The 20,213-nt window shown below is 35.5% G+C and carries 12 protein-coding genes, 1 tRNA gene and 1 riboswitch; of the genes, 10 read left to right on the top strand and 3 right to left on the bottom strand.

The window, feature by feature from the left end:
* Positions 1-4 precede the first annotated feature (4 nt).
* The 6 genes from ACTIEI_RS13935 (at position 5) to ACTIEI_RS13910 (ending at position 10,487) form a co-directional block, all read left to right on the top strand.
* Complete coding sequence (locus tag ACTIEI_RS13935; RefSeq protein WP_439506904.1) at positions 5-3,202, top strand: SusC/RagA family TonB-linked outer membrane protein; 3,198 nt, start codon at positions 5-7, stop codon at positions 3,200-3,202.
* Positions 3,203-3,220: 18 nt separating this feature from the next.
* On the top strand, positions 3,221-4,642 hold the full coding sequence (locus ACTIEI_RS13930) for a RagB/SusD family nutrient uptake outer membrane protein (protein ID WP_439506903.1): 1,422 nt from the start codon (positions 3,221-3,223) through the stop codon (positions 4,640-4,642).
* 42 nt (positions 4,643-4,684) lie between these two features.
* Entirely contained in the window at positions 4,685-6,085 is a 1,401-nt protein-coding gene (locus ACTIEI_RS13925; RefSeq protein WP_439506902.1) for a redoxin family protein, read from the top strand.
* Positions 6,086-6,193: 108 nt separating this feature from the next.
* Entirely contained in the window at positions 6,194-7,846 is a 1,653-nt protein-coding gene (locus ACTIEI_RS13920; protein WP_439506901.1) for a M28 family metallopeptidase, read from the top strand.
* On the top strand, positions 7,843-8,793 hold the full coding sequence (locus ACTIEI_RS13915; RefSeq protein ID WP_439506900.1) for a threonine ammonia-lyase: 951 nt from the start codon (positions 7,843-7,845) through the stop codon (positions 8,791-8,793). Before ACTIEI_RS13920 ends, ACTIEI_RS13915 begins: the two co-directional genes overlap by 4 nt.
* A 5-nt stretch (positions 8,794-8,798) precedes the next feature.
* A complete protein-coding gene (locus ACTIEI_RS13910; RefSeq protein ID WP_439506899.1) occupies positions 8,799-10,487 on the top strand; it encodes a GMC oxidoreductase in 1,689 nt (562 codons plus the stop codon).
* Positions 10,488-10,497: 10 nt separating this feature from the next.
* Here ACTIEI_RS13910 and ACTIEI_RS13905 read toward each other — a convergent pair whose 3' ends face one another.
* Entirely contained in the window at positions 10,498-11,307 is an 810-nt protein-coding gene (locus tag ACTIEI_RS13905; RefSeq protein WP_439506898.1) for a methyltransferase, TIGR04325 family, read from the bottom strand.
* A gap of 72 nt (positions 11,308-11,379) precedes the next feature.
* The gene (gene ggt / locus ACTIEI_RS13900; protein ID WP_439506897.1) at positions 11,380-13,101 is read right to left on the bottom strand and encodes a gamma-glutamyltransferase; all 1,722 of its coding nucleotides are present in this window, start codon (positions 13,099-13,101) and stop codon (positions 11,380-11,382) included.
* A 70-nt stretch (positions 13,102-13,171) separates the two neighbouring features.
* Between ggt and ACTIEI_RS13895 the strand changes: the two genes are divergently transcribed.
* Positions 13,172-15,661, top strand: coding sequence for a M14 family metallopeptidase (locus ACTIEI_RS13895; RefSeq protein ID WP_439506896.1), 2,490 nt, complete (start codon positions 13,172-13,174; stop codon positions 15,659-15,661).
* Positions 15,662-15,742: 81 nt separating this feature from the next.
* Here the strand turns inward: ACTIEI_RS13895 and ACTIEI_RS13890 are convergent, their stop codons facing one another.
* Positions 15,743-18,115, bottom strand: coding sequence for a TonB-dependent receptor (locus ACTIEI_RS13890; protein ID WP_439506895.1), 2,373 nt, complete (start codon positions 18,113-18,115; stop codon positions 15,743-15,745).
* A 62-nt stretch (positions 18,116-18,177) separates the two neighbouring features.
* A riboswitch (TPP riboswitch) is annotated at positions 18,178-18,281 on the bottom strand.
* Positions 18,282-18,354: 73 nt separating this feature from the next.
* Here ACTIEI_RS13890 and ACTIEI_RS13885 point away from each other — a divergent pair.
* The 3 genes from ACTIEI_RS13885 (at position 18,355) to era (ending at position 20,184) form a co-directional block, all read left to right on the top strand.
* Entirely contained in the window at positions 18,355-19,083 is a 729-nt protein-coding gene (locus ACTIEI_RS13885; RefSeq protein WP_439506894.1) for a head GIN domain-containing protein, read from the top strand.
* Positions 19,084-19,141: 58 nt separating this feature from the next.
* A tRNA-Met gene (locus ACTIEI_RS13880) sits at positions 19,142-19,213 on the top strand.
* A 98-nt stretch (positions 19,214-19,311) separates the two neighbouring features.
* Positions 19,312-20,184, top strand: a complete 873-nt coding sequence (gene era / locus ACTIEI_RS13875; protein ID WP_439506893.1) for a GTPase Era — start codon at positions 19,312-19,314, stop codon at positions 20,182-20,184.
* The last annotated feature ends 29 nt before the right edge of the window (positions 20,185-20,213 follow it).

The raw sequence follows: 20,213 nt of genomic DNA, 5'->3' as shown, positions 1-20,213 counted from the left end.
CTGCATGAGTAAACTTAAAAAATGGCATCTCCTTGTTTGGATGATCTTAGTATCATTTACAGTAAACGCTCAATTAAAAACGGTTAATGGTATTCTAAAGCAAGAAATAGATGGGTCACCTATTGCAGGTGCAACTATTCGTATAAAGGGTACTAATATTGTAACAATTAGTGATGAGAAAGGTGGTTTCAGCCTGCAAACATCTGCTACTAATTTTATTTTATTAATTTCTTCAGTAGGTTATGAGGATAAAGAAGTAGCTGTATTAGAATATAAAGTACCAAAGTTTATACAATTAAAGCCAACTAGTGCTACAATCGGGGATATTGTTGTGATTGGTTATGGTAAAGTGGATAGACGTAAATTGACGGGTTCTGTTGGAACACTAAAACCTGATCTTGTTGGGAATAATCCTATTTCCATGGATAAACTATTACAAGGAAGAATTGCAGGAGTTTTTGTTCAACCTTCTTCAGGTGCTCCCGGAGCTGCTTCTTCTATTACTATTCGTGGTGTTACAACATTAAGTGATGCAGGTAATGCTCCTTTGATTGTTATTGATGGTGTACCAATGTATGGTCAAGATCGTAATACTAATTCAACTAATTTTAGTGCAAGCGGTTCTGCAGCTTCTTTTACTCAACCAATTACCGCAAACAATTATACTCCCAGAAATCAATTTGAAAGAAATCCCTTAGCAAATATTAATCCAGATGATATAGAGAGCATGGAGGTATTAAAGGATGCCTATGCTACTTCTATCTATGGAAGTAGAGGGGCTGCTGGAGTTATTTTGATTACGACAAAGAAGGGAATGCTCGGAAAAGCTCGCGTAAATGTGAATTTTTCAACAGTTGCCCAAAATGCTTTTAAATTACCTTCATTGATGAATGGGGATGAGTATGCTCAATTCTATAGTGACTATTTTGATACATTAAATGCGCGCAGACCAACAGCAGGTTGGCCCCCTCCTAATCGGGCTTTTAAAAAGGGTTTTAATACAAATTGGTTAGACCTAATCAATAGAACTGGAATTGGCTATAATTTGTCTACCTCGGTTAGTGGTGGAACAGATAAAACACGTTATTTCATAAGTGGGGGATATGATAAAGAATCTTCTTATATCGCTAATAATGATTTTGAAAGATTTCAAGGAAGAATCAATGTAGAATCAAATTTATCAAACAGTATAAAAATTGGCGTTTCTACTGCCATCAGTGCAACTTTAAATAATTCTCTAAATGCACAAAGAGCTTATTATGATGCAGTAATAAAAGCACCTAATATTCCTGTTTTTGATTCTTTAGGTTTATATGCGTGGAGAGCTATAGTTTCTCCTACAAATATAATCAATGGAAGTGCTCCCTTACGGGATCTTAATCCTGTTGGAACAATAAATACAGGTAAGAATTATGTAAATGATCTTCGCGCAATTAGCAACGTATTTGCAGAAATTAAAATAAACAGTTGGTTAAATTATCGTTTTGATTTTGGCGTTGATTGGTACAACACAAAAGCTTACAGCAGAGAAATTGATAAACAAGGAACACTTCGTGGTTCTGCAACAGAGAGTAATATTAACAACTTTAAAACTGTTATTAATAATCTCTTGAACTTTAACAAGCGCTTTGGGGACCATACAATTAGTGGTGTTATTGGACAAAGTTTCGAAAAGTCAAAAGAGAGTGCAACAACCATTACTGCAACCAATTTCATGGATGATAGAGTTTTGAGCATCATTTCTGCTTCAAATCGTTCTATAACTAATGCGCTTACACAAGAATGGACACTGGTTTCTTTTTTAGCTAGACTTGACTATGGGTATAAAGACAAATATTTAGTGGGTATTACTAATCGAGTAGATGGTTCTTCAAGATTTAGTATTAATAATCGGTATGTGAGTTTCCCTTCTATTTCCGCAGGATGGGTTTTGTCTAAGGAGAAATTTTTACAAAATGCAAGATGGATCAATGAATTAAAACTTCGTGGTAGTATGGGTTTAACAGGAACAGATGGTGGTGCTGGTTATTATGGTAGTTTAGGTCAATATTCTTTTTCTAGTACGGGAACAACTTATGCTGGTACAACTATAATTAGTGCAACTAGACCAGCTAATCCAGATTTAAAATGGCAACGTACTACTAATATTGATGTTGGTTTAGACGGTAGTTTTTTTCAAAATAGAGTAAGAGTAAGTGCGGAATATTATAAACGGACTACTAAAGATTTGCTAGTGAATGGAGGTTTGCCTGGATTTGTTGGGTTTACTTCACAACAGCAGAATATTGGTGAAATGGTTAATAAGGGATTTGAACTAACGATCACTACAAAGAATATTGATAAAAAGGATTTTTCTTGGACAAGTAGTTTCAATATTGCTCGAAATCAAAATATAATTAGCAGACTGAATTTTGCCAATAAATTAGATGCTTCTCTAGCTGCTGAACGAAGTGGTGGACGTTTTTGGACTGAAGGTGGTTCTGCAACTGCTTTTAACTTAATGTTTTGGGGTGGAGTAGATGCTGCAACAGGTAATCCGCTATGGATTGGTTCTAATGACACTGTTTCAATGGTACCATTTGAAATTTTGTATGCGGGAACTTCAAGAGATCATAATAGTCAGCGAAGAAATATGGGCGATGCACTTCCAACCTTTTTTGGTGGATTCGATAATCGGTTCCGGTATAAAAATTTTGAGTTTTCCTTCTTTTTAACTTTTGCTGTCGGTAATAAAATATTTAACGGTGCTAAAGCATCAATGTATGCCTTTAGTTCTGTTGACGCGCCAAATCTTTCAAAGGATATTCTTAATTATTGGAAAAGACCGGGTGATAATACTGATATCCCTGCTTTAATCAATCGATCTAATACTGCTTTTACTCCTGGTGGAAGTACTGCACAATTTCAAGATTTTACCCTCGGCAGAAATTCTTCACGATTCTTAGAAGATGGGTCATTTTTGAGACTAAGAAATCTTACGATTGCGTATAATTTTGGCGAAAATCTACTTAAAAGAGCAAGAATTTCAGGAGGGAGTATCAAATTATTTGCAGAAGCCAATAATTTATTCCTAATTACCAAGTACACAGGGATTGATCCAGAAATAAGTGCATTTGGTTCTTCTGTATTGCAATCCGGATATGATGAAATCACCATGCCCAATCCTAGAACTTTTCGAGTTGGATTTAAAATCGGTTTATAAATCACAAAAATGAATTGTATGAAATTTATTAATAAATTATTTTTTATCATTTTACTAGCTGCTACAAGTACCTCTTGCAGTAAGCAATTAGATCTGCCTCCTGAAAATATTCTAATTGAATCTCAGGTTGTGGGTAGTGTAAATAGCGCTCAAGCTTTATTAGCTAGCTCTTATTTTAAATCATATACCGCCATTCGGAATTATTATTACATGAGTGCTGATGTAGCAACAGGTATATCTGTTACATTAGCAACAAATGGCTTTATTTCTTTGTGGAATGGCACATTAACTCCTACATCAGGGTTAGTACAAACCCTATGGAATAATCATTATAGCGCTATAAATGAAGCCAATGTTATTATCAATTTGATTCCTAATGCTACTTTCAGTAATGCAGTAAAGGATCGGTTAATTGCAGAAGCAAAATTTGTTCGAGCATTGAATTATTTTTTCTTACTTAGAAATTTTGGGGATGGTGCACTTACTGGAAATATATCTGGAGCAGGATTGCCGATTCAATTATTGAATTATTCCAATTATGATCCCACTAAAAATATTGCTCGTGCTACAACATCGGCGGTTTATGATCAGATTTTTAAAGACCTTGATGAAGCAGCTGAAATCTTAACTGACCTTTCAACTGCCACTCCTCAAGTATTTCGCGGAAGAGCGCAAAAAACAACCTGTTTTGCGCTAGCCTCAAGAGTTGCACTATATAAGCGAGATTATACTAAGGCCATTGATTATTCTGCAAAAGCATTGACCAATACAACCCAATATACACTCGCTAGCTCTCCCGCTTTAGTTTTTCCAGTAACAACTGCAACTTCAAATATTCCATTAAGTTCAGAACTGATTTTTGCTTTTCCTGTTAGTTATAATTCTGATATAGCAGATAATAATCTTACTGGCTATTTTTCAAAAACAGCAATTTGGCCAGCGCCTGCTTTTTTAGCAACTTATGCACCAAATGATATTCGAAATAGTGCATCAATGATGGTGGTAGGTAATCCTGCAGGTCCTGCCAATTTAGTTTGCCCATCAAAATTTGCCAATCCTGTTGGTAGAGATCATTTACCAATAATTAGGGTAAGTGAAATATATTTAAATAGAGCAGAGGCCTTAGTAAGGTCTACTAATGCAATTAATGGTGAAGCAATTAGTCTGTTAAATGCAATTCGTCAAAGGTCTTTTCCTGTGGGCTTAAAACCTGCACCATTTACAATTGCTAGTTTTACTAATGCTACGGATCTCTTGAATGCTATCTTAAGAGAAAGAAGATGGGAATTGGCTTTTGAAGGACATGATATGTTTGATAAAATTAGAACTGGAGTTGCTCCTAATAGTTTTTTAACTAATCCAACTAAATGGGTATATCCAATTCCAAGAAGAGAAATTGATTTGACCAATGGGCAAATAACTCAAAATCCTGGTTATTAAATTACTTTCGACGATTGTTTTTTAGCACTTAATTAAAAACTCATGAAAAATACACTTAGTATATTTTTACTTATTTTTTCGTTCTCCCTTTTTGGCCAGAAAAATGATAAGCTAGTAAAAATTAATGGAAATATTACAAATTCAATTTCCAATGAATTAATCATTTATAAGTTTGATAAATCATTTGAAATAATTATCCCTGTTGAAAAAAATGGAAACTTTACTAGTCAATTTACTATTAAAGAGCCAGGTACTTACTTTATTAAACAAGAAAAGTCTTATACCACTTTATTCCTTAAAAATGGATATAACCTGACGGTAAATATTGATACTAAATCATTTCCAAATTCTATAAAATTTGAAGGAGAGGGGGCCAAGTTTAATAATTATCTAAAAGCTAAAAGCAAATTAGATGGAGACTTGGTGGGTGATACTAAAACCTTTTTTGTGGTGCCTGTGGAAGATTTTTTGAAAAAAATTGCTGCTGATAGTAGTCAAATGTTTCAACAATTACGTGATGCTAATTTAGAGAAAGAAGATGCGGATCTCTCCCAAAAATTAATTTTATATGATTATTTGCTAAAAAGAAATAACTATAGAAAATTTTATGTGTACAATACTAAAACAGAACCATTTATTCCTAGTAATTATTTAGATCCTATTCGGGACTTAAATATGAATGATGCAGACGCTTATAATAACTCAATGGATTATCGATACCTTATTGTGGATAAATGGAGGTTATTAGAAGCGGATGGAAGAAAAGTTGATTCAACTGCTTCAATTATTGATTTTACGAGGGAATTCGCCAATAAAATAACTTATGAACCAATACGTGATCAAATTGTGCGTATGTTATTTAATAAAGTTGATACTAGAAATTCATCATTTGAATCGGACTTTTTAAAAATTAAGCCATTAATTAGAGTAGAAAAGACACTAGCAGAAATTGATATGCGATTGGCAACAGCTAGGTCTAATAAATCTGGCAGTAAATTACCAGATTTTAATTACGAGAATCACAAAGGTGGTTTAGTGAGTTTAAGCTCTTTAAAAGGAAAATATGTTTATATTGATATTTGGGCAACATGGTGCGGCCCTTGTATTAGAGAGTTCCCTGAATTAGATGAATTGATTAAAGACTATAAGAATAATGATCTAATTGAATTTGTTTGTATTTCAATTGACAGCAAGGGCGACTATCAAAAATGGCGTTCTTTTGTGACTGAGAAGCAATTAGGAGGAATTCAATTAATTGCAGATAAAGGACTTGAATCAGATTTCATGCGTTTCTTAAATGTTGGTTTAATTCCTCGTAATGTGTTAATTGATCCACAGGGGAATATTATTTCGAGTGCAGGATTAAGACCCTCAAGTAAAGCTACTAGGGAAACTTTGGCTAAATACGTTGGGGCCCCAATCATAAAAACAACTAAAAAATAAGCTTTAGCACAAGAGTGCAATTTAAAGGCAACTGTTACTTTAATTAGTTTCAGTTGCTTTTTTATTTTCTTATATTTAGCGTCTAAGGATTACTTACAACCAAACGTTATGCAAAAGTTTTTATTCCTCTTTATTACAATTTTATCATTGATTTCTTGTGAATCTAATAAAACCAAATTCACAGAAGACGACGGCCTCAATGTATTTAATGCAGACACTCTTAAAAAGCATATCTCAATTTTGGCTTCTGACGAATTTATGGGACGAATGCCATTTACAGTAGGGGAAACCAAAACAGTAAACTACCTACAAGAACAGTTTAAGCAAATGGGGCTAGAACCTGGCAATGGGGATAGTTATATTCAAGAGGTACCCATGGCCAATATTTTGGCAACTGCTGCTCCAAGTATGCAAGTGAAATCAGCTAAGGGTATTTTTAATTTAAAAGCCTTTGATGATTATATAATTTGGACCGATAAAACCGATTCAAGTATCAGTTTAAATAATGCTGAGTTGGTATTTGCAGGATATGGCGTTGTTGCACCTGAATATAATTGGAATGATTATGCAGGGTTAGATGTGAAAGGAAAAGTAGTATTGGTAATGGTGAACGATCCAGGTTTTTGGGTTGGTGATACCACCCTTTTTAAAGGGAAAGCTATGACTTACTATGGGCGTTGGACGTATAAGTTTGAAGAAGCTGCAAGGCAAGGAGCAAAAGCTTGTTTAATCATTCATAATACAGCCGCAGCAAGCTATCCGTTTAGTGTACAACAAAATAGTTTTAATACAACTCGGTTGAAATTAGACAATCGAGGAAAGAATATTCCCAATTGTGATATGATAGGTTGGATGCCAGAAAAAATTTCGCACCAATTATTTGCAGCAGCAGGGTATGATTCTAGTTTATTAGTGAAAGCGAATCAACCTGGTTTTAAAGCAATGTCTCTAGGGTTACAACTCAGTACGACTATGAAGGTAAAAGCAAGCTTCAATAAATCGAGCAATGTTATTGCGAAAATTACTGGAACTAAAAGGCCTGATGAAGTGATTATTTACACTGCGCATTGGGATCATTTAGGCGTTGGTCGTCCAGACCAAACAGGTGATTCTATATATAATGGCGCACTAGACAATGCATCAGGTACAGCAGGTTTATTAGAAATGGCAAGGGCATTTAAAAAAATGAATACAAAACCAGAACGTACCATTGTTTTTTTAGCAGTTACAGCAGAAGAACAAGGGTTATTGGGCTCAGCTTATTATTCAGCGAATCCAATTTATCCTGTTAAAAAAACCGTGGCCAATATCAATATGGATGGGCTTAATCGTTTTGGTAAAACCAAAGACATGGTGGTAGTTGGGCAGGGTCAATCGGAATTGGAAGATTATCTTAAAGAAGCCATTGAAAAAAATGGTGGATACCTTTCTTTTGATACCCATACCGAAGCGGGTTATTATTATCGATCTGATCATTTCAATTTTGCTAAAGTGGGTATTCCTGCACTATTTGCCAATAGTGGGGTAGATGTTGTGGGCAAAGGAAAAGAATATGGGGAAGCTTTGGAAAATGAATATACCCGTAAAAATTACCACCAGCCATCAGACAATTATGATCCTAAAACTTGGACAGGTGATGGTGCTATCAACGATTTGAAATTATTGTTTACCATTGGCCGCAAAATGGGTTTTGAAACGAGTTTCCCAAAATGGAAAGACGGTTCTGAATTTAAATTGATTAGAGAAAAAAGCAACAAATGATTACCAAAGAATCCATTGAAAACGCACACGAAAAAATAAAGCCCTTTATTCATCAGACCCCTGTATTAACGAATAGCAGCATTAATGAAATGGCTGGTGCTGAACTTTTTTTCAAATGCGAAAATTTTCAAAAAATAGGCGCTTTTAAAATTAGGGGTGGGATGAATGCTGCCCTTAGTTTGAGCCCCGAACAGATTGCTAAAGGGTTGGCTACGCATTCCTCTGGGAATCATGCACAGGCTATTGCATTTGCTGCAAAAACATTGGGCACTAAGGCTTTTATTGTTATGCCCGAAAATTCACCTTCAGTAAAAGTGAATGCAGTAAAGGGGTATGGAGCAGAAGTTATTTTTTGTGCAGCTAATCAAGCTGCACGCGAAGAAGCACTTAATAAAATTGTTGCGGAAACCGGTGCAGAATTTATTCATCCATACGATGATGATCGAGTGATTACAGGGCAAGCAACTTGTGTGAAAGAACTATTGATAACTGTTCCAACATTAGATTTTGTTTTTACACCTGTTGGTGGTGGCGGTTTATTGTCGGGCACTGCATTGGGTGCGCATTATTTTAAACCTACTGTAAAAGTATATGCTGGCGAACCTGAAGGCGCAGCCGATGCCATTTTAAGTTTTAAATCGGGTAAAGTAGAAAAAGCTCCTTACGTTAATACTATTGCAGATGGTTTATTAACTACTTTAAGTGAGCGAACCCTATCAATAATTCGTGCACATGTTACCGATATTTTTTTAGTGACTGAAGATGAGATAAAGTCTGCTTTGCGCTTGGTATATGAGCGGATGAAAATTGTGGTAGAACCTAGCTGTGTAGTTCCTTTGGCTGCAGTTCTAAAACACAAAGAATTATTTAAAGGGAAACAAATAGGTATTATTTTAACTGGTGGGAATGTAGACTTAAAAAAATTTGCTGATTGGTTTAATGATTAAATTTTATGCCTGAACAGAATACTCAATTTGATGCAATTGTAATAGGATCCGGAATCAGTGGTGGATGGGCTGCAAAAGAATTATGTGAAAAAGGATTAAAAACTTTGGTGCTCGAAAGAGGAAGAAATGTAGTGCATCAAAAAGATTATCCCACGGCCAACTTTAATCCTTGGGACATGACGCACAGAGGAAAAATTCCTCCTTCTGAAGTAGCCTTAAATCCCATCGTTAGCAAATGTTATGCATATAGAGAAGACACCAAACATTTTTTCGTAAAAGATAAGGAACATCCATACATCCAAGAGAAACCTTTTAGTTGGATTAGGGGGTATCAGGTTGGTGGAAAGTCATTGTTATGGGCTAGGCAAACGCAGCGTTGGAGTAAATATGATTTTGAAGCTCCCTTAAGAGATGGCTTTGCGGTAGACTGGCCAATACGTTATAAAGATATTGATGCATGGTACAGTTATGTTGAAAAATTTGCTGGTATCAGTGGTAATAAAGATGGGTTAGATGTTTTGCCAGATGGTGAATTTTTACCTGCTTGGGAAATGAATTGTGTAGAGAAAATTATGCAAGAAAAAATTATGCAAGCCTACCCTGATAGACATGTAATTCAAGGTAGATGTGCGCATTTAACAGAGCCCACTGAAGAACATTTAGCGCAAGGAAGGGGGCAATGCATGGCTAGGAAATTATGTGAGCGCGGATGTCCTTTTGGTGCTTATTTCAGTTCAAATAGTTCCACCATTCCTGCTGCTGAGAAAACAGGAAATATGCATTTAGTTACCAACGCAGTAGTAGCATCTATAGTGTATGATAAAGTAACCGAGAAAGCAACAGGTGTTCAAGTAGTAGATGCTGAAACAAAAAAAATAACGGTATATACTGCTAAAATCATTTTTGTGGATGCAGCATGTTTAAATACCAATTTAATTTTACTTAATTCTAAAAGTGATCGTTTCCCAAATGGTTTAGGGAATGACAATGGGTTATTAGGTAAATACATTGCTTTCCACAATTACAGGGGAAATATAACCGCTGCATTTAAAGGTCCTTTAGATCAATATTATTATGGAAGAAGACCTACCCAAGTAATGATGCCTAGTTTTAGAAATGTACTAAAGCAAGAGACCGATTTCTTAAGGGGATATATGGTCCATTTTAGTGCATCCCGCGCAGGAAGACCAAAGGTGGATGGGATAGGTGCTGCATTTAAAGAAGCAATAACAGAGCCTGGTGATTGGAGCATCTATATGATGATGCAGGGCGAAACAATTCCCAAAGAAACCAATCATGTTTCATTGAGTAAAAATGAGCAAGATCCTTGGGGTATTCCACAATTAATTGTGTCGGTAGGCTATGATGAAAACGACGAAAAATTACTCCAAGATTTTTTTAATGAAGGGAAGGCTATGCTAGAAAAAGCAGGCTGCACTAATATCAATACTTGGGATAGTAAGCAGGATCCGGGTTTGGATATTCATGAAATGGGTGGAGTAAGAATGGGTAAAGATCCAAAGACCTCTTTATTGAATGAATTCAATCAATTACACCAATGCAAGAATGTTTTTGTAACAGATGGGGCTTGCATGACTTCTACGGGAAATCAAAATCCCTCATTAACTTTTATGGCATTAACCGCGAGAGCAGCCAATTATGCTGCTGAGCAAGTAAAACTAGGCTTATTGTAGACGCCAGGTTTTACTTGAGTTCCCATAATTGACCCTCATAATTCCAAGGCTTCAATTGAATATAATACTTATCTGGGTCTGCGATAAAATCGTAAACTAAATGATAGTGTTGTTTCATGTATTGATACAGCTTTGGTTTGCTATAAAACCAACAAGTATAAGAAGCTGGTACACCATAAAACTCAGGAGGTACATGTTGTATGGCTATTCTATCTCTGTCTTCGTCATTAAACGCAATGTAGTCGATATACAAATATTTTACACCACTCATTCTAATTTGGTCAAGCAATTCATAAGTCTTTTCAATGTATTGAATTACCCCAGAAAAAATAATAATATCTGGTTGATGGTGTTGTAAACACTCTTCTAAAGAGTAATAAAAATGAAGTCTATCATGTTCAAATTCTTTTCTTCCGGCTTCAACATAATTGGGTTGTTCTACGATGCACCAGTGCAAACTATCCAATTCTTTAAGATGATTTTTTTTATGGTTGTAAGTAGTTCCCAATGAACCGCCAAAATCAAGTACAGTTAATTTGTTATTGTTTTTGCTAGCCACCATTAAAAGCGTAGCCAGCATACTAAAATTCATTTTAGGGGTATCGTAAACAATTCCATCTCGTTCATAAGCCACTTCGCCATTCACAACCTTACGGGTGGTTTCTTTAATTTTTTCTAAAATTGCTTGATCGTCATAACCCTTAGCTATTTTATTTGCCGCTTCAAAACTTTCATAATCACCCTTCCATCCGTACTTAAAACTATACCAATAAAGGGTTTTGAAAATCGGTGGAATTAATTGCTTTAATAAATAGTGCATTAGTAAAATTAATGAAGCCAAATCTATCATTAAAAACAATGATATAACCAATAGCTATATTATTTTTTTAATTTAAAATCCAGCAACAGAATCATCTCCACGTTTATCTGCAGCCGCTTCTCTAATTTTATTAGGTAATATTCTAATGCCGTCTGTCCTTCCAATACTAGACCGATCTTTTAAAGTATACCCCATTTTTTGTAACGCTTCCTTGGTTTTGGGATTGAAGTTAGTTTCAATCATTACTTCATCTGGCAACCATTGATGATGAAATTTTGGTAAGTCTATAGCATCTCCCAAATTCATATTAAAATCAATCATATTCACCAATGCTTGGTATACTGAAGTAGGTATGGTGGTTCCACCAGGAGTCCCAATTACGATATATGGTTTTTTGTTTTTTAGGACAAGTGTAGGAGTCATAGAACTGAGCATTCTTTTCCCAGGAACAATTGCATTGGCTTCTCCACCAACAGCCCCAAACATATTCGGAACGCCAGGTTTGACACTAAAGTCATCCATTTCATTGTTCAACAAAAATCCAGCTCCACCTACTACTACTTTAGACCCATAGCTTCCGTTTAGGGTAGTTGTTACGGATACAATATTTCCTGCTCCATCCACAACACTCAAATGTGTAGTTTCTTCACTCTCACTGATTTTACCCGCATTAATTTCTTTACTACTACCTGCTTTGTTTGGTATATAATCACTCATTCTTTGTGCTAGATAAGCATCACTAATCATCGTTTTAACAGGGACTTTCCAAAAATCCGGATCACCCATATGTTCTGCTCTATCTGCAAATGCTCTTCTTTCTGCCTCAATCATTAATTGTACCGATTCAGGTGTTTGAAATTTCATTTTCCCAACTGGAAATTTCTCAATCATTTTCAACATCTGTGCCAATAAAATACCCCCACTACTGGGGGGAGCAAAACTGACTATTTCGTGGTTTCTATAATTAAATACGATGGGTTCTCTTAGTTTAGCGGTATAATTTTTTAAATCTGAATGCGAAATTATTCCTTTGCCTCTCTCCATTTCAGCTATAATTAAGTCAGCTGTTTTACCACCATAAAATCCTAAGGCACCCTCTTTTTGAATGCGTTCTAAAGTATTTGCTAGGTCTTTTTGAATAAGCGTATCGCCCACTCTCCAACGGGTCGATTTATAAAATGCAGTAGGTTGAGTACTAATTTTTGCAATCGATTCTTTTATCCCATTAATGCTGGCTGCCTCTTTTTCTGTTAATACAAATCCTTTTGCAGCAATATCAATTGCGGGTTGAATTAATTCTCTGAAAGGTAGTTTGGCATAAGCATATGTGGCAAATAATCCTGCAATAGTCCCTGGTATACCTGATGCCAGATGACCATGTTGAGATAAGTTTAATTGAGCATTACCGCTTTTATCCAGATACATATCTCTTGAACTTTTTTCGGGGGCAGCTTCTCTGTAATCAATTCCAATTAACTCTCCATTTGTTTTTCTTGCTAATAAAAATCCGCCTCCGCCAATATTACCTGCGTTCGGAAAAACGACTGCTAATACCAATTGAGTTGCAATTGCGGCATCAAATGCATTTCCCCCTTTTTTCATAATGGCAGCACCTACCATACTTGCTAGTGGATGTGCACTACTTACAGCAGCTTGTTTAAATGCTGCTCTTTTTACAACTGAATAGTGGTATGGATCAATTTCTTTATTGGGTCCTACGATGGAAACAACTGATTGTGCGTTCGCATTAAGTAATATCCCCCAAAATCCAAATACTAATAAATGTTTTCTCATAAGGTAATTTACATTTTTTATCGGGTTTTCTTTCCCTTTATTCCTACTTTCATGTTTGAATAATGAACTTATGAAAAAATTTTTATTTGGACTTTTTTGTATGGGGATTACGGTTGCTACTATAGCTCAATCGGTACCCAGCCCAGAACAATTTCTGGGTTATAAAGTAGGAACCCGCTTTACCCGTCATCATCGAATTGTTGATTATGTAAAAGCGGTAGCTGGTGCTAGACCAGATATGGTTAAAGTGGAGAAATATGGTGAAACAAATGAAGGGAGAGAATTGATGTTAGCATTTGTTAGTACACCAGAAAACATGCAAAAACTGGAGCAAATTAGAATCAATAATTTGCGCATGGCTGGGTTATCAAAAGATAAAGCTGCTCCTCAAACGGATAATGCGCCAGCAATTGTTTGGTTGAGTTATAATGTACATGGTAATGAAGCTTCTTCTTCAGAAGCATTCTTATTGACTATTCATGCGTTAACAGATCCATCGAATATGCAAACTAAAGAATGGTTAAAAAATACAGTGGTAGTATTAGATCCTTGTATTAACCCAGATGGAAGAGATCGCTATATCAATTGGTATAATTCGGTAGTAGGCAATACTTACAATGCTGATCCAGCCTCTAGAGAGCATGCAGAGCCTTGGCCAGGAGGCAGAAGCAATCATTATAATTTTGATTTGAATAGAGATTGGGCTTGGCAAACACAGGTTGAAACCCAACAACGTATCAAAAAGTATCATGAATGGATGCCACAAATTCATGTAGACTATCATGAACAGGGTTTTAATGAGCCATATTATTTTGCCCCAGCTGCGGAACCCATCCACGAAGTGATTACTCCTTGGCAGCGCGATTTTCAAGTAATGATTGGTCGTAATCATGCAAAATATTTTGACCAGAATAATTGGTTGTTTTTTACGAAAGAAAGATTTGATTTATTATACCCTTCTTATGGAGATACCTATCCAGTATATAATGGAGCTATTGGTATGACATATGAACAGGGTGGTATAAGAGCTGGGTTGGGTATTTTAAATGAAGACAATGATACATTAACCTTGGTAGATCGTGCAGCACATCATTTTACTACCGGCTTATCTACTATTGAGATTGCTTCAAAAAACAAAGGCAAATTGTTAACTGAATTCAAGCAATTTTTTGATGACAGTAGATCAGGAAAAATTGGTGAATACAAAACCTATGTTTTCACTGCAAAAGATGAAAATAAAATAGGAGCACTAAAAAAATTGTTAAGTCAAAATGGTATTGAATACGGCGTATTAAGTAACAAATCATTTAGGGGCTTTAATTATTTTACAGGAAAGGATGATGCTTTTACTGATGAAGGGAATCATATTGCAGTAAGTGCTTTTCAGCCAAGGGCTGTAATGGCTAAAGTGTTGTTAGAACCTAGAACAGTGGTGACCGATTCAAATACCTATGATATTACTGCATGGGCTGCATCTTACGCTTATGGAATTAAAGGCTATGCAGTAAAAGAAAAACTTTCTGTGAACCCAGAGTCAGCTGGTACCTCAATTAATTCAATCAACAGCAACTATGGTGCATTGATTCCTTATACCTCGTTTAATAGCGCTAAAGTATTAGCTTATTTATTAAAAAATGGAGTTAAAGTACGTTTTGTTGAAAAGCCTTTTACCTATAAGAGCAAAAATTATGATAGGGGTACTTTGGTTGTTTTAAAAACCAGCAATCAACAAAATTGGTTAACCGTTTTAAACAATGCTTGTAAACAATTTAATGTTCAAGCAGATGCTGTAGAAACTGGCTTTATGGATAAGGGTTCAGACTTTGGTTCTCCTGATATTAAAAATATTGCTGCAACACCTAAAGTTGCCATGTTAACTGGAGATCAAAGTTCTTCTTTAGCAGCTGGAGAAGTCTGGCATTATTTTGATAAAATTCTAGCATATCCAATCACTTTATTAAATGCAGTCGATATTGCTCGATACAATTTAAAGAATTATGATGTGGTGATTATTCCTGATGGCAATTATAGAAATTTAAGTGAGAAAGCAACTGCAGACAAATTAAAAGACTTTGTTCGTGGAGGGGGAAAGCTAATCGCATTAGAAAACGCAATGGCTTTAATGAGTCGATCAGATTGGGGGATAAAACTAAAAGAAGCTAAAGCAGATAAAGCTGAAGATTCAGTTAAAAAATACGCAGATAGGGAAAAGGATTATATCACCAATTCTATTCCAGGGGCTATTTATAAAGTGGATTTAGACAATACTCACCCGCTAGCATTTGGATACCCTGAATTTTATTATACACTCAAACAAGATGGCAATGTGTATGAAATGATGAAAGATGGTTGGAACGTGGGCACAATTAAGAAAGATGCCTATGTATCAGGTTTTGCTGGCGCAAAATTGAAGCCCAACTTAAAAGATGGAATGTTGTTTGGAGTGCAAGACATGGGTGCAGGAACCATTGTGTATATTTCGGAAGATCCTTTATTTAGAAACTTCTGGGAAAATGGCTACTTGCTCATTGCGAATGCTGTTTTTTTAGCTGGTAAATAATCGTTGTCAAACTAAAAGGGTTAAGGAAAGCATAGTTGCTTCATCCTTAACCCTTTTTTATTTTGATTGAATTACCTTCTCTTAAATTCTAATATTTAGTGCTAGCATGAAGTTTCTACCAGCCATTGGGTAAAAGAAGTTTTCAGTAACCACTGATCCTCCAGCAAAATAGCTAAAAGTATATCCGTTGGGTTCATACTTTTTATCATACACATTATTTAATTGAAAAATCACTTGTGTTTCTTTAAGTAATTTTTTCTTCATTGTATAAATTACTCGAAAGTCTTGTGTATAGAATCCGTTTAGTTTTCTTTGCTCATTTTGAGTATTATCTAGGTATTGTTTACTAACCCATTTATTCAAAAGGCTTAGTTCAAGATTTTGTATGGGTGTAAAATTGAGTGTTAATGCAGAAACAACAGAGGGTGAAAATGAAATATCTTTATTGCGGTGATCAAAACTTATTTGTCCACCATTGTCGTAATCATCAATATATTCTGTGAACGATTTAATTTTATTTCTGCTTAAGCTAATATTTCCACTCAAATTGAACCAGCTTTTTATTACTGCAGCTGCCTGTAACTCTATCCCTGCTCTATAACTATTTGGTATATTAGTTCTGGTATACGCTCCAACATCGTTAATTGCACCTGTTAAAACCAATTGGTTATTGTATTTCATGTAATAAGCTGTAGCGCCTATAGAATACGTGGTTGTTTTTCTTTCAATTCCTAATTCCCAATCGTGTAAGGTTTCATGAGTTGGTTGGTTTAATAAACTCGCTTGAAAATCATCTCTGTTGGGCTCTTTACGTGCCACGGCATAACTTAGGTATGCTTGCCAATTGTTTTTGTTGTAAGCAACTCCAGCCTTAGGGTTAAAGAAGTTAAAGGATCGGTTTACATTTAAAGTAGGATTATCACTAAAGCCATTCATGATATGTTTTACCCTTCTAAATTGCAAATCTGCAAAAAGGGAGAAATTTTTTGCAAAACTGTATTGCCACTTTGCATAGATATTCGCATCATTTTTTGTTGCAGGTAAATCGTAATAGCGATAGCCTGGCGGAACTGTTCCAATTTGGATATAAGGGATGGTTCCAAAATGAATACCCTTATAGACTGACCAACCCCCTCCAATAGTTAATTCATGTTTATTTTTCTTGTATTGTAATGAGATAATTTGCCCATAGAAATCGTTATCGAGCCAACGTTGTCTAACTAAATTGGTTCTAGTAAATATATTGCCAGCAACTACAGCATTAGGTAAGCCATATCTAGAAAAACGCTGATCTGCTTTATATTCCTCATAATAGCCTTTTCCTTTTGTTAAAAAAAATGCAGTATTAAATGACCAATAGTCATTAATTGCAGTATTATAAAATAACTGATAATGGGTTTGTGTATAATTATCGGTTTGATTTTCATAAGGGTCACCTGCTTTTTCAGTACCTGCTGGATTGTTGGTGCGGTCTGTTTTTAATAAACTTTCTGCTACTCCATACCATGCTTGATAAGTTTTTTCTTTACCAGAAAACACATTCAATCTTAATGATGATTTTTTGTTTAGATACGCAGCACTTACATAGAAAGATTTCAAATCGCTAGAAGCTCTATCAATGAATCCATCACTGGTTATTCTGCTTACTCTTGCATCTATGGTAAAATGGTTGCCAATTAACCCAGTTCCAGCTTTAATGGTATTTTTAAAAGTGTTAAACGATCCAACACTATTATTAATTTCCGCATACGCTTTACTATTAAATTCATTGGTACTCATATTGAGTGTTGCGCCAAATGAACTAGCACCATTGGAGGATGTACCGGCTCCTCGCTGAATTTGAATACTATTAACCGAAGATGCAAAGTCTGGCAGGTTTACAAAAAATGTTCCCATACTTTCTGCATCATTATAGGGTATTCCATTTAAAGTGACATTGATTCTAGTAGCATCAGTCCCTCTTATTCGCAATCCGGTATAACCAACGCCATTTCCGGCATCTGCATTGATAACTACACCAGGTGTTTGATTGAGTAAAAAGGGGATATCAGTACCCAAATTAGTTTTGGTTATAGCTTCTTTATTTAGGTTGGTTTTAGTAAAAGGAGAACGGTCGCTGGCTCTGATAGCTTTAACTTCCAAGGGTTGAAGAAATAGTTGAAAAGGCTTCAATTCAAAGATATGCACCTGATCAAATTTTGTTGGAATAGGAAAACTGCTGATTTCATAACCAGTACTACTGATGGTTACCGTACCTGATTTAGACTGTTTTACCGTAAAAAAACCTTGTTCGTTTGCATTAATTTGCTTGTTGCCAATTGTGATGGTAGCACCAGCAATAGGATTGCGATTGCCTTGTTCAACTACTTGACCTTTGAATGTGTTGGAACTTGTTTGTGCAGTAATCAGTGAGCTAAAAAGCATGATTACAGTTGTTCCCATAATTTTTTTCATTTTTTAAATGGTTTTAAAAATTAAATAATGGGAACAGGGAAATGCAATAGGAGAGGTATCCAAAAAAAAAGTATCACCTTCCCTTCGCAGGAATTACCCTGTTCAGGTTCAACGGGTGTTTCTCAGCCGAAAGTTTTTATTGCTTTCAGCACCCCGAGGACAGCGCAAAACTAGTTTTTTCTTTTCTAAATAGATTGTAACTTTTGAATTGTTTAAACGTTTCAATACAAAATGCGGTTATGAAAAAACATTTATTACTCTTTCTAAGTATTTTTTTGTTAGTTGTCGGATATGCCCAAGATGAAAAAAAATTAGTATTTGATGCAAACGCACAAGAGCGCAAAGTGGGGCCATTCAAAGGGATAGAGATTTCTGGGGCAATTAATCTTTATTTATCACAAGGGAAAGAGGAAGCGGTGGCGGTGAGTTCAAGTGAGGCTGAATTGATAGGTAAAATCACGACCGTTGTAAGAAACAATACTTTATATATATCGCTAGATACCAAGGGAATGAGTTGGAAAAAATGGGGTAATAATCAAATTAAAGCCTATGTTACTTTTACTGATTTAGAAAAGTTAGAAGCATCTGGGGCTTGCAATATTAGATCGGCTGGTAAAATGAGATTGTCGGATTTAAAATTAGAATTATCTGGAGCAAGCGATTTTAATGGTGAGATAGAAGCAGAAACAATTCGCATAGATTTGAGCGGTGCATCACAGGTAACAGTAAAAGGAACTGCAGATAAAGCAACCTATTTAGCAAGTGGAGCAAGTAGTATTAAAGCGTTTGATTTAGCGGCTAATTATTGTAAAATTGACGCCAGCGGTGCTTCTTCTATTCGAGTTTTTGCAAATAAAGAAATTAGTGCAGAAGCAAGTGGAGCAAGCAGTATACAATATAAAGGAGATGCTGTAATTAAAGATTTTAATAGTAGTGGCGCTTCTTCTGTAAAGCGAAAAGCGGACTAAAATTTAAATAATATTTGGTTGCTAAGCTTCTAGAACGTACTTTTGCAACCCATTACATCGCGAGATAGAGCAGCGGTAGCTCGTCGGGCTCATAACCCGAAGGTCGGAGGTTCGATCCCTCCTCTCGCAACAGCTTAAAGGCCCTTATGGGGCCTTTTTTTATGGAATTTAGTGAACTGACTTTTGTGTCAGGTAGGAGATTGCCTTAATAATGATTAAATTGAATTGGTGAAAGCAGGTTTCGTAAATATTTTTGGTAAGCCCAACGCGGGTAAAAGTACCCTTCTAAATGCATTAATAGGAGAGAAAATGGCTATTGTATCTCCGAAAGTTCAAACTACTAGGCATCGAATTAAAGCTTTTTTAAATAAACCGGGCGAATACCAAATCATTTTTTCTGATACTCCAGGCATAATTGATCCAAAATACAAGTTGCATCAAAAGATGATGGATTCGGTAAAAGGGGCATTAGAAGATGCAGACTTAGCCTTATTAATGGTTGATGCCAATGATAATTTTGAAGAGTGTGATGCTATTTTTGCTGCACTCAAATTAAAAGTCCCTGCTTTATTAATTCTAAATAAAATTGATATTGCTGGAAATGGAAAGATTGCGGAAGCGGAAGCTTTTTTTGCCAATAAGCCTTACTGTAAGCAGTTGGTTAAAATTGGAGCACTTCAAAAATTGCACCTTAATAAATTACTGACAGTTATTGTTAGTATGTTACCTGAAGGGGTTCCATTTTATAATGAAGATGATTTAAGTGATTTGCCTACTCGTTTTTTTGTGTCTGAAATGATTAGAGAAAAAATCTACGAATTATTTGCTGATGAAATTCCTTATCATACCGCTGTTTTGGTAAATGAATACAAAGACAAGGGCAATATTGTAAAAATTCAAGCAGATATTATAGTTCATAGGGAAACGCAGAAGGCAATCATTATTGGAGAGAAAGGCACTATGATTCGACAGATTGGTATTCAAGCTAGACAAGACATAGAGGCGTTTGTACAGAAAAAAATATTTTTAGAGTTATTTGTAAAAGTGCGGCCTAAATGGCGTGATAATGATCTTCAATTAAAAGAATATGGTTATCAATAAATGATAACTGATTACCTCAATTAGAATTA

It is taken from the genome of Sediminibacterium sp. (assembly GCF_051860225.1).
Classification (GTDB): Bacteria; Bacteroidota; Bacteroidia; order Chitinophagales; family Chitinophagaceae; genus Sediminibacterium.
Note: the sequence above shows the minus strand (reverse complement) of the source record. Positions and strands in the feature narration are given on the sequence as shown.

What these genes read in the sequence shown, in the direction of transcription:
- ACTIEI_RS13920 (WP_439506901.1), top strand. Translation starts at nt 6,194, where the DNA reads ATGCAAAAGTTTTTATTCCTCTTTATTACAATTTTATCATTGATTTCT.
- ACTIEI_RS13935 (WP_439506904.1), top strand. Translation starts at nt 5, where the DNA reads ATGAGTAAACTTAAAAAATGGCATCTCCTTGTTTGGATGATCTTAGTA.
- ACTIEI_RS13890 (WP_439506895.1), bottom strand. Translation starts at nt 18,115, where the DNA reads ATGAAAAAAATTATGGGAACAACTGTAATCATGCTTTTTAGCTCACTG.
- ACTIEI_RS13905 (WP_439506898.1), bottom strand. Translation starts at nt 11,307, where the DNA reads ATGCACTATTTATTAAAGCAATTAATTCCACCGATTTTCAAAACCCTT.
- ACTIEI_RS13925 (WP_439506902.1), top strand. Translation starts at nt 4,685, where the DNA reads ATGAAAAATACACTTAGTATATTTTTACTTATTTTTTCGTTCTCCCTT.
- ACTIEI_RS13885 (WP_439506894.1), top strand. Translation starts at nt 18,355, where the DNA reads ATGAAAAAACATTTATTACTCTTTCTAAGTATTTTTTTGTTAGTTGTC.
- ACTIEI_RS13910 (WP_439506899.1), top strand. Translation starts at nt 8,799, where the DNA reads ATGCCTGAACAGAATACTCAATTTGATGCAATTGTAATAGGATCCGGA.
- ACTIEI_RS13895 (WP_439506896.1), top strand. Translation starts at nt 13,172, where the DNA reads ATGAAAAAATTTTTATTTGGACTTTTTTGTATGGGGATTACGGTTGCT.
- ACTIEI_RS13930 (WP_439506903.1), top strand. Translation starts at nt 3,221, where the DNA reads ATGAAATTTATTAATAAATTATTTTTTATCATTTTACTAGCTGCTACA.
- ggt (WP_439506897.1), bottom strand. Translation starts at nt 13,101, where the DNA reads ATGAGAAAACATTTATTAGTATTTGGATTTTGGGGGATATTACTTAAT.
- ACTIEI_RS13915 (WP_439506900.1), top strand. Translation starts at nt 7,843, where the DNA reads ATGATTACCAAAGAATCCATTGAAAACGCACACGAAAAAATAAAGCCC.